The 14592-nt window shown below is 67.6% G+C and carries 14 protein-coding genes; 6 read left to right on the forward strand and 8 right to left on the reverse strand.

The window, feature by feature from the left end; all coding sequences use genetic code 11:
- Positions 1 to 100: 100 nt before the first annotated feature.
- The 3 genes from NO931_RS04325 to NO931_RS04335 form a co-directional block, all read right to left on the reverse strand.
- Complete coding sequence (locus NO931_RS04325) at positions 101 to 1348, reverse strand: cation:proton antiporter (RefSeq protein ID WP_256391412.1); 1248 nt, start codon at positions 1346 to 1348, stop codon at positions 101 to 103.
- Positions 1349 to 1921: a cation:proton antiporter regulatory subunit gene (locus tag NO931_RS04330; RefSeq protein ID WP_256391413.1), complete on the reverse strand. Its 573-nt coding sequence runs from the start codon at positions 1919 to 1921 to the stop codon at positions 1349 to 1351.
- A gap of 84 nt (positions 1922 to 2005) precedes the next feature.
- A complete protein-coding gene (locus NO931_RS04335) occupies positions 2006 to 3160 on the reverse strand; it encodes a mechanosensitive ion channel family protein (RefSeq protein ID WP_256391414.1) in 1155 nt (384 codons plus the stop codon).
- 230 nt (positions 3161 to 3390) lie between these two features.
- Here NO931_RS04335 and NO931_RS04340 point away from each other — a divergent pair, with 230 nt between their 5' ends.
- Positions 3391 to 5910, forward strand: coding sequence for a DEAD/DEAH box helicase (locus NO931_RS04340; RefSeq protein WP_256391415.1), 2520 nt, complete (start codon positions 3391 to 3393; stop codon positions 5908 to 5910).
- Positions 5911 to 6117: 207 nt separating this feature from the next.
- Positions 6118 to 7452 (forward strand): cytochrome P450, encoded by a 1335-nt coding sequence (locus tag NO931_RS04345; protein ID WP_256391416.1) that lies wholly within the window; start codon positions 6118 to 6120, stop codon positions 7450 to 7452.
- A gap of 23 nt (positions 7453 to 7475) precedes the next feature.
- On the opposite strand, the gene NO931_RS04350 is transcribed toward NO931_RS04345, so the two are convergent.
- Positions 7476 to 8615, reverse strand: a complete 1140-nt coding sequence (locus tag NO931_RS04350) for a M48 family metalloprotease (protein ID WP_256391417.1) — start codon at positions 8613 to 8615, stop codon at positions 7476 to 7478.
- Between the two features lie 114 nt (positions 8616 to 8729).
- Between NO931_RS04350 and msrA the strand changes: the two genes are divergently transcribed.
- Entirely contained in the window at positions 8730 to 9278 is a 549-nt protein-coding gene (gene msrA, locus NO931_RS04355; protein WP_256391418.1) for a peptide-methionine (S)-S-oxide reductase MsrA, read from the forward strand.
- A gap of 79 nt (positions 9279 to 9357) precedes the next feature.
- Positions 9358 to 10314 carry an alkaline phosphatase family protein gene (locus NO931_RS04360; protein WP_256391419.1) on the forward strand — a complete coding sequence of 319 codons (957 nt, stop codon included), beginning with the start codon at positions 9358 to 9360 and terminating at the stop codon, positions 10312 to 10314.
- Between the two features lie 4 nt (positions 10315 to 10318).
- Here NO931_RS04360 and NO931_RS04365 read toward each other — a convergent pair whose 3' ends face one another.
- Together NO931_RS04365 and NO931_RS04370 are read right to left on the reverse strand one after the other, a co-directional pair.
- Entirely contained in the window at positions 10319 to 11062 is a 744-nt protein-coding gene (locus tag NO931_RS04365; protein WP_256391420.1) for an Sjogren's syndrome/scleroderma autoantigen 1 family protein, read from the reverse strand.
- Between the two features lie 48 nt (positions 11063 to 11110).
- Positions 11111 to 11605: a histidine kinase gene (locus NO931_RS04370; RefSeq protein WP_256391421.1), complete on the reverse strand. Its 495-nt coding sequence runs from the start codon at positions 11603 to 11605 to the stop codon at positions 11111 to 11113.
- Between the two features lie 174 nt (positions 11606 to 11779).
- Between NO931_RS04370 and mdh the strand changes: the two genes are divergently transcribed.
- Positions 11780 to 12697, forward strand: coding sequence for a malate dehydrogenase (gene mdh, locus NO931_RS04375; protein WP_256391422.1), 918 nt, complete (start codon positions 11780 to 11782; stop codon positions 12695 to 12697).
- A gap of 305 nt (positions 12698 to 13002) precedes the next feature.
- Positions 13003 to 13512: a GNAT family N-acetyltransferase gene (locus tag NO931_RS04380; RefSeq protein WP_256391423.1), complete on the forward strand. Its 510-nt coding sequence runs from the start codon at positions 13003 to 13005 to the stop codon at positions 13510 to 13512.
- Positions 13513 to 13545: 33 nt separating this feature from the next.
- Here NO931_RS04380 and NO931_RS04385 read toward each other — a convergent pair whose 3' ends face one another.
- Both NO931_RS04385 and NO931_RS04390 read right to left on the reverse strand, forming a co-directional pair.
- Positions 13546 to 14082: a BGTF surface domain-containing protein gene (locus tag NO931_RS04385; protein WP_256391424.1), complete on the reverse strand. Its 537-nt coding sequence runs from the start codon at positions 14080 to 14082 to the stop codon at positions 13546 to 13548.
- A gap of 165 nt (positions 14083 to 14247) precedes the next feature.
- On the reverse strand, positions 14248 to 14493 hold the full coding sequence (locus NO931_RS04390; RefSeq protein ID WP_256391425.1) for a ferredoxin: 246 nt from the start codon (positions 14491 to 14493) through the stop codon (positions 14248 to 14250).
- Positions 14494 to 14592 lie beyond the last annotated feature (99 nt).

Raw genomic sequence — 14592 nt, forward strand, 5'->3', positions numbered from 1 at the left:
ACGATTGGACCCGGAATAACCGACGGGGGCTCCCAAGGATCGAACCGCGACTCAACCGGGGCGGAGTCGTCGATCCGCCGGGAGAGAAACAGGACAGTTCTCACTCCGCGGCGTCGACCAGATACGGCCCCGCGACAGCCCACAGCCGGTCGGCGTACTGCATCAGCACGGTGCCGAGAATGCTCATCACGAGCACGTATCCAACTGTGAGGTCCGGGATCGTCTCGGTCATCACCGGGCCGGTACCGGCGGCGGCGACCGTCGCCGCGATGATCAAGGAGAACTCCCCGCGCGTGACCATCCCGGTCGCGACCCGAAGCGACCGGCGCTCGTCGAGGTCGTAGATCCGGCCGCCGAGGTAGCCGCTGACGAGCTTCGTGGGCGTCGTCACGGCGACCGCGAGGACGAGCACCGCCACGAGCGCGGGGTCGGCGAACACCGCCGGGTCGGTGCCGAGTCCGACCCAGAAGAAAAACACCGCCGCGAACAGATCCCGGACCGGGATCAACAGCTCCTCGATCTCGTGGACGTGGTCGGTCGATGAAAATCCCATCCCGACGAAAAAGGCCGCGACGGCCTCGCTGACGTCGAGCAGTAGCGCGAGTCCGGCGACGAACACGACGAGCGCCACCGTTCGCAGCACCGTCAGCTCCCGCGAGTCGGTGTCGAGGTAGCGCTGGAACAGGTCGGAGCCGTAGAACACGCCCCCCAGCAGAACGAGGATGAAGCCGACGGCGATCCCGATGTCGAGCGCCGCGGCGCCGACGTCGCCGCCGCCGATGACGAGCGCCGAGACGACCGCGAGGTACAGCGCGATAAAGAGGTCCTCGAACACGAGCGTCCCCAGCATCGGATCGCTCTCGTCGTTGGCGATCCACCCCAGATCAATCAGCGATTTGGTGATCACGGCGCTCGACGAGATGTAGACGATGCCGCCGAGCAACACGGCCTCGATCGCCGACCAGCCCAGCGCGAGGCCGAGCAAGACGCCGGCGGGGAAGTTGATCGCCAGATCGACGACCCCCGCTTTGCCGATCCGGTCGCGGCTCTCCAGCAGGCGGGTGATGCTGAACTCCAGCCCGAGGAAAAAGAGCAGAAAGACGATCCCGAGTTCGGCGCCGAGTTCGACGAACTCGCTCTCGGAGACGTAGGGCTGCTGGAGGGTCACCGCGAGGTCGCCGATTCCGAGCTCCAGGGGCGCGAGCCGCCCGAGGACGTGCTCGCCGGCGAGCATCCCGCCGACGATGTAGAAGGGGATGACCGACTGGCCGGCGCGGTGCGCGATGGCGCCGGCGAGCGCGATGCCGACGAACAGCGCGCCGATCTCGATCAGCGGCGTCGCCGCCATCTAGGGCTCGTCGGTCGCGGAGTCGTCGTCGACGAACTCGTCGTCCGTCGGCGGCGTCCCGGCGTCGCCCGGCGCACCGTCGAGCGTCGCCTCGCCGGCGGCGAGCCGTTCGAGTTCCGAGTGGCTCTCGCGGTCGCCGATCGAGACGAGCGTGTCGTCGGCCTCGAACTCGACGTCCGGCGGCGGGTTCTGGATCGTCTCGTTGCCGCGCTGGACGGCGATGATCGAGGCGCCGGTGCGCTGGCGGACTCCCGACTCGGCGAGCGTCGTCCCCACGAGTTCGGACTCGTCGGTCACTTTCGCCCACTCGATGATCGTGTCGTCGTCGAGCACGGTGCTGATCTCGTCGTCGCGGATCGGCTGGAAGTACGCGCCCTCCATGATCGTGCCGACCTGACGGGCCAGCTTGTCCGAGAGCTCGAACAGCTTCTCGGAGTCGGCGTCGGGCGAGTCGCGGACGAACAGCTCGCGCTTGCCGGTGTTGTGAATCACGACCACCAGCTGGGCCTCCCCGTCGAGGTCGATCTCGAACTTCTTGCCGACCCCCGGGAGGTCGCTCTCGTAGACTGCCATACCGATCCAAGGGAGCAAATCGACAAAAAGGACCGTGGTCGCGGCGGCGTCTTGCTGCCGCGGCGATTTCGTGCGTCGCGACCGTCACTCGGCGTCGCCCGCGGTCCGTTCGTTCTCACGATCCGCCGGGGCGCCGTCGGGCGGCGCCAGATCCGGATCGAGCGCCGACCGGGTCTCGTCCTCGAACGAGAGCGTCCGCTGGGGGTAGGGGATCTCGATGTCGGCCTCGCGGAGTCGGTGATGAAGCCGCTCGTTGAGCGCGTTGCGGGCCTGGGCCTCGCGGGCAGGATGGTGGATGAACCCGCGGCACTCGAAGAGCAGAGCCGAGTCGCCGAACTCCCGGAAGTGCGTGCGGGGCTCGGGATGGTCGATGATCTCGTCTTCCTCGTGCATGGCGTCGAGCAGCACTTCCTCGACGCGCTCGGGGTCGCTGCCGTAGGCGACGCCGACGGGCACCCGGATGCGCTTGTGGCGCTTGGGCGCCGACTCGTTGGTGACGTGCGTCGAATTGAGCACGGCGTTGGGGACGGTGACCTCGACGCGATCCAGCGTCACGATCGTGGTCGCCCGAAGCCCGATGTCGACCACCGTTCCTTTCTCGCCGGAGTCGAGCACGACGAAGTCGCCCGGCTTGTACGTGTCGTCGGCGAACAGCGCGATGCCGCCGACGAAGTTCGCGATGGCGTCCTGAGCGGCCAGCCCGATCACGATCCCGATGACGCTCGCCGACGCCAACAGCGGCGTCACGTCGACGCGCCAGACGTTGAGCAGGGAAAACAGCGCCGCGAGGACGACCACCGCCGTCCAGACGTTTCCCAGCACCGGCGCGACGTCGGAGACGGCCGCGTCCTCGCTCATCCGCCGCAGCGTCCGCCGGCCCAACCGCACCGCCGCGATCGACCAGATCAGCACGAGCAGCGTCAGCGTCGCGCCGCGCAGGTAGAACCCCAGCGTCGGCAGATCGGTCAGCAGGACGGCGACGTAGACGCCGGTCAACGGGAGCGTGCGGTAGATCGGCGTCGCCAGCACGTCGAACAGCATCGCGGGAAGCGACTCGCCGCCCTCGTCGAACCGGCGCGCGACGAGCCGCGGCGCGACCAACTTGAGCGCGACGGCGGCGGCGGTCGCGATCGCGATCACCAGCAGGATCCGCTCCAGCGAGTTCATTTCGGCCAGCGCCCCGGGGAGCGCCGGGAGCACGTCGGCGAGCGCGGGGGCGACGGCGTCGGTCGGTTGCACGTGTGGGGGTTCCACGGTCGGGTACAAATCCACCGGTTGCGACGCGATGACATGCCGGGACGGCGAGGCGTCGAGACGCCGCGAGCCTCGGCGTCGAGGTGACCGCGTCCGGGGGCGAAGCGGCGTTCGCGGTGTCGGGAGCGACGCTCTGAGCGAGGCGGTCGCGCGCCGGGACCACTTTCACCGCGCTGGGCGAATCCTTAACCGCCCCCGCCCCGAACGAGCCTGCAATGGCCGCCACGGACGGAGAAACGCAGTACGTGGACCACCCGCTGCTCGCGCCGAACTTTCTCGAACGGCGCCTCTACCAGCTCCAGCTGGCCGGCACGGCGACCGACCACCACACCCTGGTCTGCCTGCCGACCGGACTGGGCAAGACGACGGTGAGCCTGCTGGTGACCGCCAACAGGTTACAGGACGTCGGCGGGAAGGCGCTCTTTCTGGCGCCGACGAAGCCGCTGGTCCAGCAACACGCCGACTTCTACCGCGAAGCCCTCGAAATTCCCGCCGAGGATATCGTCGTGTTCACCGGCGAGGTCAGTCCCGACGACCGGGCCGAGCTGTGGGAGTCAGCGCAGATCGTCATCGCGACGCCCCAGGTCGTCGAGAACGATCTGGTCGGCGGGCGCGTGAGCCTCCGGGACGTCACCCACCTCACCTTCGACGAGTGCCACCGCGCGACCGGCGACTACGCGTACAACTACATCGCCGAGCGCTACCACGCCGACGCCGCCGACCCCCTCGTCACTGGGATGTCGGCGTCGCCCGGCGGCGACGAGGAGGAGATTCTGGAGGTCTGCGAGAATCTCGGCATCGACGAGGTCGAGGTGATGACCGAGGCCGACGCCGACGTCGACGAGTACACCCACGACACCGACGTCGAGTGGGAGCGCGTCGAGCTGCCCGAGACGATCACCGACATCCGGGACGCGCTGAACGACGTGATCGAGGATCGGCTGGAGAAACTCAACGAGCTGGGCGTGACCAACAAGCGCAGCGCCGACCTCTCGGAGAACGACCTCCAGTCGATGCGCGCCGAGCTCCAGAAGCTGATGAACAACGACCAGTCCGAGGGGTACCAGGGAATGTCGGTCCACGCCGAGATTCGCAAGCTCCGGACCGCCGTCACCTACGTCGAAACCCAGAGCGTCGAAGCCTTAGAGCGGTACTTCGAGCGCCTGCGCAACGCCGCGCGCTCCTCGGGCGCGTCGAAGGCCGACCAGCGCCTGGTCTCCGATCCGCGAGTGCGCACCGCGATGCAGGATTGTGCGTCCTACGACGACCTCCACCCGAAGTTCTCCCGGGCGCGCGTGTTGCTCGCCCAGACGCTCGGCATCGAGGACGGCGAGCGCGTGATCGTGTTCACTGAATCGCGTGACACCGCGGAGATCCTCACCGAGTTCCTCTCGGAGAGCTTCGACGCCCGCCGGTTCGTCGGCCAGGGCGACCGCGAGGGCAGCGACGGGATGACCCAGAACGAACAGCAAGAAACCCTCGACGACTTCCGGAGCGGAGAGTTCGAGGTGCTGGTCTCCACGTCGGTCGCCGAGGAGGGGCTGGACGTCCCGGAGGTCGACCTCGTGCTGTTCTACGAGCCCGTCCCGACGGCGATCCGGTCGATCCAGCGCAAAGGGCGAACGGGCCGACAGGCCGAGGGGCGCGTCGTCGTCCTGCTCGCCGAGGACACCCGCGACGAGGCGTACTTCTGGATCTCGCGCCGGCGCGAGCAGCAGATGGAAGACGAGCTCCGCGAGCTCAAGGGCCTCACCGACGAGATCGAGGAGGAACTCGACGACAGCCAGCAGCAGCTCGGCGACTTCGATAGTGGGTCGGGCAGCGGCTCGTCGAGCAGCGGCGAGTCGGCCGCAGACGGCGGCGAGAGCGACGTCCAGCCCGGACTGGCGGACTTCACCGGCGCGGACGACGAATCGGACCCGGACGACGCCGCGGCGTCCGACGGCGACGACGCTTCGACAGCGGCGTCCGGCGACCAAGAGGACGACGCCGACGACGGGGACGCCGATGCCACAGCGGCATCCAGCAGCGACGACGACGCCACCGTCGCGACCGCCGAGCCGGACGACGACGGCACGATCGAGATCGTCGCCGACCAGCGCGAGCTCGACGCCAACATCGCCCGCGAGCTCTCGAAGCGCGAGGACGTCCAGACCAGACTGGAGACGCTGGAAGTCGGCGACTACGTGCTATCCGATCGCGTCGCGGTCGAGCGCAAGGCCGTCGACGACTTCCTCGACACGCTGACCGGCGGGGACCGGTCGCTGTTCGAGCAGGTCGGCGACATGAGCCGGCACTACTCCCGGCCGGTCGTCGTGCTGGAGGGCGAGGGCCTCTACGAGAAGCGCGACGTCCACCCGAACGCGATCCGGGGCGCGCTGTCGAGTCTCGTCGTCGACTTCGGCGTCAGCGTGCTGCGGACCGAAGACGAGGACGACACCCGCGAACTGCTCGCGGTGATCGCCGGGCGCGAACAGGAGAACGAGGACCGTGAGGTGTCGATCCACGGCGAGAAGCAGTCCAAGACCCTCTCGGAACAGCAGGAGTACGTGGTGGCGTCGATCGCGGACGTCGGCCCCGTCACGGCGCGCTCGCTGCTCTCGGAGTTCGGCACCGTCGAGGCGGTGATGACCGCCCGAAAGGAGGACCTGCTGGAAGCCGAAGGCGTCGGTGAGGTGACGGCCGACCGGATCCGGGACGTGATCGGCAGCGAGTACGTCCCGGATGGGCGGTAAGCGAACCTTCGGTTCGCGATCCTCGGAAGAGGAGCGGAGCAAGTCTTCCGGCGGTGAGCCGAGCGAAGCGAGGCGAACATCGTCGGATCTCCGATCCGACGGCAGTGAGCGAACCTTCGGTTCGCGATCCTCGGAAGCCGAGCGAAGCGGGTCGTCCGGCGATGAGGGGAACGAACTTGCCTTCGCAGCACGTAGTGTGAACAGAATATGACCAGCTCCCGGTCCGCTACCGCCGCCCCACCCGGCCCCGACGGGATGCCGATCCTGGGCAACACCCGCGAGTACGTGCAGGACCCGCTGGGCTTCTTCGAGACCCTGGCCCGCGAGTACGGCCCCGTCGCCGGGTACGAACTCGGCGGCGAGAAGTTCGTTCAGGTGAGCGATCCCGCGCTCGTCCGGCGCGTGCTCGTCGACGACAACGAGTCGTTCATCAAGGGCGAGCGCTTCATGGACACGCTCAAACCCGTGCTCGGCGATGGGCTGCTGACCAGCGAGGGCGAGTTCTGGCGCTCGCAGCGCCACACGATCGAGCCGTCGTTCTACCCCGAGATGCTGGAATCGTACGCGACGGAGATGACCGACGCAACCGAGCGCGCGCTGGCCGACTGGACGCCCGGCGAGCGCCGGAACGTCCACGAGGACATGATGGGCCTCACCGTCGAAATCGCCGCGCAGGCGCTGTTCGACGTCGACATCCGAGCCCAGGAAGAGGAGATCGGCGACGCCCTAGAGGCGGTGATGGACCGGGCGGTATCGTCGATCCGCCGGCCGATCGACGTGCCGCTGTGGGTTCCGACGCCGGGGAACCGGCGGTTCAACGCGGCGCTGGACGATCTCGACGCCGTCGCGGAGCGGATCATCGAGCAGCACGAACAGGGAGGAGGCGACGCCGGCGACGTGGTCTCGCTCCTGCTCGCGAACGACGAGGAGCTCCCGCGCGAGCGGATCCGCGACGAGGTGGTGACGATCCTGCTGGCGGGCCACGAGACGACCGCACTCGCGCTGACCTACGCCCTGCACCTGCTCTCGAAGCACCCCGAGAAGCGCAAGATGCTGCAGACCGAACTCGACGACGTGCTCGACGGCCGGACGCCGACGGTCGGCGATCTCGACGATCTGACCTACACCGAGCAGGTCGTCGAGGAGACGATGCGGGTCTACCCACCGGTGTACGATCTCCTCCGCGAGGCCGACGAGGACATAGAGATGGCGGGCTACCGGATCCCCGAAGGCCGGACCGTCACGTTCCAGCAGTGGGTGCTCCACCGGGACGAGCGCTTCTACGACGAGCCCGAGCAGTTCCGGCCGGAGCGCTGGACCGACGAACTGCGCGAAGAGCTACCCCACTTCGCGTACTTCCCGTTCGGCGGCGGGCCGCGGCGCTGCATCGGCGACCGGTTCGCGATGCTGGAAGCGCGGCTGGTGCTGGCGACGATCTGTCAGAACTGGACCGTGGAGTCGACCGTCGAGAATCTCGGCTTCAGGCCGTCGATCACGCTGCGGCCGGACGGACCGGTCGAGATGGTTCCAGAGCGGCGGTAGCGGCCCGAGAGGCTCGCCGTCGGCTACCCTCGAAGGCGCTGGAGTCGTTCGACCCGATCCGCGGTGGATGGGTGCGTGTCGGGGAGGAACCGCTCACGGATCCACGTCGTCGCAGGCTCGGTCTCTCGTTGCTGCCGTTCGAGACGCTGCAACGGCTGGTCCTCGTTTCGCGACTCGATCTCGTCGACGCGATCCCACCGCATCCCGGACGAATCATCCTCATCGGGCCCCGAAAAGCCCGAGTCGTCGTCGCTCCACTGCAGGGAGACGTCGTAGCCGAGCCCGGCGTCCTCGGTCCGCTCGCCGAGCCCGTGAGGGAGGAAACAGGCCTGTTGCAGTTCGGCTGCGCGCTCCCGGGCGTCGGCGTCGGGCGGTCCGTGCCCCTCGTCGAGCGTCGCGAGGGCGGCCGCGACCTGTTCGGGCGCCCCGACGAGTTCGGCCGCGGTCGCGTCCGCGGCGTACTCTCGGGACCGGGAGAACAGCCGGAAGACGAGCAGGCTGGCGGCTCGGAACGAAAGCGAGAGGGCGCTGAGCGCCAGAGCGACGAGGAGGACGAACAGCGAACCACCGTTGCCACCGTCACCGCGCGTGATTGTGCCGCGGAGCCAGGACGCCCACCCGCGAAGCTTCTTCGCCAGGACCGGCAGCGCGTTCAGGGTCGTCATCAGCCACAGATCGCCGTTCTTGAGGTGGCCGAGTTCGTGGGCGAGGACGGCGTCGAGCGTCGCCTCGTCGGCGGATTCGACCAGCCCGCGCGTGAGAACGATCGTCGCCGACCGCCTGGAGCCGTAGATCATGCTGTTCGGACGCTCGTACTCGGCGACGTAGACCGAGGGCGCCGGAACGTCGAGTTGCTGGGCGCGCCGGGTCGCGAACGCCGTCAGATCGGCGTCGAACGAGTGGTCGACGAGGGCACCGTCCATTCGGTGACGACTGTAGCCGTACTGGCCGGCGACGAAGAGCGCAGCGAAGACGAACACCGACCACAGCGGCGGATTCACGCCCGAAAAGTCGGGGACGGTCCCCGCGATCAGCAGCGCGACGCCGAAGACGAACCCGGTGACGAACCAGATCGCCGTCCACACGAACAGGACGTTGAGGGCCGCGAACGCCAGAAAGATCGCCCCCATACGGATCCAGAGCCAACCGGTTCGCCGTTTCATCGTCGTATCGGCGTTGTCGAACCGGCGGTAAAAGTGTTGCCGTAGTAACACCACGAGCCGGTCGATACCGGCGCGACCCCACAGTTCAAACCCGTTCGGCACCTACACGTCGGTATGACGCAAGACCTCGAACGCGCGACGTTCGGCGGAGGCTGCTTCTGGTGCGTCGAAGCCGCGCTGAAACCGCTCGACGGCGTCGAGAGCGTGGTGTCGGGCTACGCCGGCGGGCACGCCGAGAACCCGAGCTACGAGGCGGTCTGCCGGGGAACGACCGGCCACGCCGAAGTCGTGCAGGTCGCGTACGATCCCGACGAGATCAGCTATCCGGACCTGCTGGAGGTTTTCTTCACGATCCACGACCCGACCACCGAGGATCGCGAGGGCCCCGACGTCGGCTCGCAGTACCGCTCGATCGTCCTCTACCACGACGACCAGCAGCGCGAGATCGTCGAAGCGTTCGTCGTCGAACTGGAGGAATCCGGCGCGTACGACGGGTCGATCGTCACCGAGATCGAGCCGCTGGAGACGTTCTATGAGGCCGAGGAGAAACATCAGGACTACTTCGAGAAGAACCCGCAGGACGCCTACTGCCGGATGCACGCCGCGCCGAAGGTCGAGAAAGTCCGCGAGCAGTTCACCGATGCTGCCGTCGAGAGTCGGTGAGCTGATTGGCGGCGTCTGGTAGCCAGTCGCACCGCTGTAATCGGAAATTTCAATTGTCGGCTTGACCGTCTCACGATTAATGGGACTCTCTCAGTGGCGGGCGAACACGCGGTACTATTTCGAACACCTGCCGGTCGGCCAAGCGATGAAAGCAACCACTGCGGAACTGGCCCTCGGCGCGTACCGCCGCGTCACCCCGTATCTCCCTCAACAGGGGACGAACGTCTACGACCGCGACTGGGACGTACTGGTCGTGATGGACACCTGCCGAGCCGACGCGCTCCAAGAAGTCGCCGACGAGTACGAGTTCCTGCCGGAAGAGGTAGACACCATCACCTCCGTCGGATCGAAGACCCGCGAGTGGATGGCCCACACATTCACCGAGGAACGATCGGACGCGGTGGCCGACACGCTGTACGTCACCTACAACCCGAACAGCGAGGATGCCCTCAGCGCGGAGCCGTTTTGCTCACTGTACGAGGTCTGGCGGACTTCGTGGTACGCCGACGCTGGCGGCGTCCCGGCCAGTGCCGTCACCGATCACGCCATCACCGCCGCCCGCGAACACGCCGGAGAATACGACCGCCTCATCGTTCACTACAAGGAACCCCACCAACCGTACCCGGAACTGGAAGGGTTCGACGCCCACAGTCCCAAGGACGACGACGCCAACGACCGCAGCGGCGTGTTCGGATCGCTCATCGAGGGAGACCATACCCACGAGGAGGTGTGGAACGGCTACCTCGATCACCTGCGGTCGGGGCTGGACGAGGTCGAACGACTCCTCGACAACGTCGACGGCCAGCGGGTCGCGATCACCGCCGACCACGGCGACTGCTTCGGGGAGTGGGGGCTGTACGGCCATCCGGGCTCCGCACCGGTGCCGGAGCTCGTACACGTGCCGTGGGTCGAGACGACGGCGAGCGACTCCGGGGAATCCCAGCCGAAGATCGACCTCGCGGCGGCGTCCCGGCACGGCGAGGGCGGCGACGTTCCGTCCGTCGACGACCAGTTGGAGGCGCTCGGCTACCAGTAACCGCTTACCGCCGCAGCGCGTCGAGCGCCTCGGCGGCCTCGCGAGCGGCTTCGAGATTCTCTTTCGCTCGGCGCGGATCGTCCACTTGCGCGGCCGCACTGGCGAACTGGTTCAACGCCCGGACGAGCGCCGCGTCCGCATCCGCGAGGTCGCCGGCCGACGCCGACGATCGATCGTCGGCGATCCCGGTGCCGCGCGACGCCGAGGTCGAACCGGCCGACGGCGAGGCGTCGTCGGTCGGCGGAGTTGGGTTGGCGCCGAGTTCGGGGCGGCCCGACGCAGCGGCGGGGCCGGGCTGGGCGTCGGCGTCGGTCTGCCGGGTCTGGGCCGGTGTACGCTGTGTGTCGGCAGTCTGCGCGGCGGCGTCCACGGGCGGAGCACTGGCGTCCACAGACTCGGCGTCGGCGTCCACGGGCGGAGCACCGGCGTCGACAGACTGAGCGTCGGCGTCCGCACGCTGGGCGTCAACATCAGCGGACTGCGCGTCGGGGTCAGCACGCCGATCGTCGGCGTCGCCCGCGTTTCCGTTATCCTTCGCAGGCTGGGTTTCGACGTTGCACGTCGGGCAGAACTCCTGACCGTTCTGCCGGAAGATCGGGTCGCCGCAGCGGTCGCAGTGGCGGTTCGTCATCGTCGCGCCCTGCAGGAGCAGCTGGCTCATGCGCTGGGTCGCCTCGCGGTCGGCGTCGTCCTCGCCGTACTTTTCGCGGAGCTTCTCCCGCTCGGCTTCCTTGTCGAACTCGCTCATACCCGAGGGGAGGAGCCGCGCGGACTAAAAAACCAGCAAGTTTGCGGGTCAGTCACGGGCGAGCGCGTACGCCAGCGCGACGGGCAGTGCGTAGACGACGTGGCCGACGAGCGTCACCAGCGTCCCCGGAATCGCGAGGTTCGGGAACGGCGGCGCCATCGGGAACCCGACCGCGCTCAGCCACAGCGGCATCACGATCACCGGAAGCAGCGTCGTGAGGACGCCGTAGCCGACGCCCAGTGACACCGCGCCGCCGAGCGTGCGCGCGTAGTCGTCGAGTCCGGCGGCGCCGACGAGCACGACGAACGCCACGCCGAGGACGACGCCGTGGAACTGGTGGAGCGCCCAACCGACCACCGGGGCCGGCCCAGCGAACCCGTACATCGCCGGGATCGCCATCTCCAGGATCGGGGCGGGCATCACGTACTGCATGATCAGCCCGAACAGGACGCTGCCGACGAACCCGCCGAGGGCACCGGCCGCCAGGCCGGCGGTCGTCACGTTCGGAAGCGGTGCTAGCGTTTGTTTGGTATCGGTTGCCATACCCACTTGGAGAGTTGCCGCTGACCCACAAGAAGCCGTCTCGGTCGTGTGACTGTCTCACACGAGTGGAGGAGAGTTATACCGTCGCGAGGCGGATTTCGAGAGATAGAATGCGGCAAGATAGCACGGCTCGTCCGAAGCTTTAACCGGCATCGCGCGGCCAGTTTAGGGTGTATGACCAAAGTTAGCGTGGTCGGTGCGGCCGGGACGGTCGGCGCCGCGGCGGGGTACAACATCGCGCTCCGGGACGTCGCCGACGAGATCGTGTTCGTCGACATCCCCGACAAGGAGGCCGATACCGTCGGTCAGGCGGCTGACGCGAACCACGGCGTCGCCTACGACTCGAACACGACGATCCGGCAGGGCGGCTACGAGGACACCGCCGGCTCGGACGTCGTCGTCATCACCGCGGGCATCCCGCGCCAGCCCGGCCAGACCCGGATCGACCTGGCTGGCGACAACGCGCCGATCATGGAGGACATCGGCTCGTCGCTGGCCGAGCACAACGACGACGAGTTCGTGACGATCACTACCTCGAACCCGGTCGACCTGCTCAACCGCCACCTCTACGAGACGGGCGAGCGCGCCCGCGAGAAGGTGATCGGCTTCGGCGGCCGGCTGGACTCGGCGCGATTCCGCTACGTCCTCGCCGAGCGCTTCGACGCCCCCGTCCAGAACGTCGAGGCGACGATCCTCGGGGAGCACGGCGACGCCCAGGTGCCGGTGTTCTCGAAGGTCCGTGTCGACGGGTCGGACCCCGACTTTTCGGACGATGAGAAAGACGAGATCCTCGACGAACTCAAGCAGAGCGCGATGAACGTCATCGAGAAGAAAGGCGCCACCGAGTGGGGCCCGGCGACCGGCGTCGGTCACATGGTCGAGGCCGTGCTCCGGGACACGGGCGAGGTGCTGCCCGGCTCGATCAAACTCGACGGCGAGTTCGGCCACGACGACGTCGCGATGGGCGTGCCGGTCAAGCTCGGCAGTAACGGCGTCGAGGAGGTCGTCGAGTGGGATCTGGACAGCTTCGAGCGCGAGCAGCTCGGCGAAGCCGCCGACAAGCTCTCCGAACAGTACGAGAAGATCGAGTAAGGCGTCGATCGGTCGGCCTACGGCGCCGACGCTCGTCGCCCGCGAACCGCGTTCTCAGTGCTCACGCGCTAGCGGACGATCGCGTTCGCCCGATAGCTCCGACTCGGGCACCTCGGCGTCGACGAACTCCGCCCACTCGGTGACGTGCGACCGATCTCCGATCATTATCGTTCCCCATGCGGGGTTCCCACACGGTCCGTTATAACGTTTTTGTCGGCGAAAATATACGTCCGCGATCGTCGTCCTACCAGCAACATTCGCCGACGCCAGCGCCACCCAAGGGTGACGCCCCAAAACGTCCGGCCGTGACCGACGACCCGACGATCCGCCGGTACCAGCCCGGCGACGAGGCGGCGCTCCGCGAACTCCAGCGCGTCGCGCTGACCGACGCCGGCGCCTACTTCGGCGAGGGTGCGGTCGACGAGGACCTCGGGCGCGTCGAATCGGTGTATCTCGACGCGGGCGGCGAGTTCCTCGTCGCCGAAGTCGACGGGAACATCGTCGGATCGGGCGCCCTGCGTCGGCCGAGCGAGATCGTTGACGGACTGTCGGACAACGTCGACGCCGTCGCCGAGCTCAAGCGATTCTACGTCCACCCCGAGTACCACCGTCGCGGCATCGGACGGGCGCTGTACGACGAACTGGAGCGGCACGCACGCGACCGCGGTCGTGAGGTGCTGGTGCTGGAGACGACAGCCCGCCAGACGCCCGCCCGGCGGTTCTACGAGTCCCGTGGGTTCGAGGAACGTCGCCGCGAGTCGGGCGAGGCCGAGGGCGAACGCTACGAGGTGCTGACCTACCGGAAAGTGCTGTGAGAAAGAACGGATCGCGAGCGTGCGGCGCGACGCCTATCGATCGGTCAGCCGTCGCGCGGCGAGGAGTCCGACCAGCGCCGGAACGATGCCGAATCCGGGGAGCATGTCGTCGGACGACTCCTCGTCGTCCTGATCGGCGTCGTCATCGGACGTGTCGCTCTCGTTCGTCGAGTCGCTACCGTTCCCTTCGTCGACGATCTCGGTCTGGAACTCGATCACGACGTCGCCGTCGACGGCCACCTTCCCATCGAGCGTCGTTCCCGGTTCGAGGTCTGAGAGGTTGTACGTCGCGGTAAACCGGCCGTCCTCTACGGACGCCACCTCTCGGGATACGAAGTTGGATTGATCGACCAGTGCTGCAGTTACGGTCGCATTTGATGCGGCGTCAACCGTCCCGGAGATCGTCTGATTGGCATCGCTGTGTAGTTCGAGCGACTCGTCGTCGACCGTCACGTTCGGCGTCTCGGCGACCGGTGCGTCGGTTGCAGACGGTGCGCCGCCCGCACTCGCAGCGCCGGCGGCTCCGGCGACGAGGAGACAGAGGAGGATCCCGACGACGGCGCGTTTCATCGTACCACCGGCGTCGAAAGTGCTTCGATGGACTGTACTGGCGGTGTACGGAGGGTTTCGGAGGGGCTGGTCGCAGCGGTAACCGGCATCACGATGGTAGCAACTATGGTGAAATTATAAAATTCTAACGTTAATGCAATCGACAGCAGCTCGAACGCTCCCCGATCAGGGAATCAACTGCTCGCCGTCGTCGTCGTAGATCACGATCGCGTCGACCGGACACGAGCGGGCGGCGAACTTCGCGTCGAGTTCGGCGTCGGCGGGCACCTCGCGGACGAACACGTCGTCGTCGGTCTCCTCGCTGTCGGCGAGGTCTGCCTTCCCGGCGTCCTCGTTCTTCTCGAAGGCGTCCCACTCGGCGACGCACTGGAACATCCCGATGCAGGTGTCGCGGTCGAACTCGACTTTCATACCGCGTGGTTGGCGCGAGGGAACCAAATGGGTGACGGAGCGCGGGACGGTGTCGAGCGGTCGGAGGACGCCGACGCTCGGCGTGGTGACCGGCGACGA

It is taken from the genome of Natronoarchaeum rubrum, assembly GCF_024494695.1.

Bases quoted from the DNA above. Each gene is read 5' to 3' on its own strand.
- NO931_RS04325 (WP_256391412.1), bottom strand. From the start codon at position 1,348: ATGGCGGCGACGCCGCTGATCGAGATCGGCGCGCTGTTCGTCGGCATC.
- NO931_RS04330 (WP_256391413.1), bottom strand. From the start codon at position 1,921: ATGGCAGTCTACGAGAGCGACCTCCCGGGGGTCGGCAAGAAGTTCGAG.
- NO931_RS04340 (WP_256391415.1), top strand. From the start codon at position 3,391: ATGGCCGCCACGGACGGAGAAACGCAGTACGTGGACCACCCGCTGCTC.
- NO931_RS04345 (WP_256391416.1), top strand. From the start codon at position 6,118: ATGACCAGCTCCCGGTCCGCTACCGCCGCCCCACCCGGCCCCGACGGG.
- NO931_RS04350 (WP_256391417.1), bottom strand. From the start codon at position 8,615: ATGAAACGGCGAACCGGTTGGCTCTGGATCCGTATGGGGGCGATCTTT.
- msrA (WP_256391418.1), top strand. From the start codon at position 8,730: ATGACGCAAGACCTCGAACGCGCGACGTTCGGCGGAGGCTGCTTCTGG.
- NO931_RS04360 (WP_256391419.1), top strand. From the start codon at position 9,358: ATGGGACTCTCTCAGTGGCGGGCGAACACGCGGTACTATTTCGAACAC.
- NO931_RS04365 (WP_256391420.1), bottom strand. From the start codon at position 11,062: ATGAGCGAGTTCGACAAGGAAGCCGAGCGGGAGAAGCTCCGCGAAAAG.
- NO931_RS04370 (WP_256391421.1), bottom strand. From the start codon at position 11,605: ATGGCAACCGATACCAAACAAACGCTAGCACCGCTTCCGAACGTGACG.
- mdh (WP_256391422.1), top strand. From the start codon at position 11,780: ATGACCAAAGTTAGCGTGGTCGGTGCGGCCGGGACGGTCGGCGCCGCG.
- NO931_RS04385 (WP_256391424.1), bottom strand. From the start codon at position 14,082: ATGAAACGCGCCGTCGTCGGGATCCTCCTCTGTCTCCTCGTCGCCGGA.
- NO931_RS04390 (WP_256391425.1), bottom strand. From the start codon at position 14,493: ATGAAAGTCGAGTTCGACCGCGACACCTGCATCGGGATGTTCCAGTGC.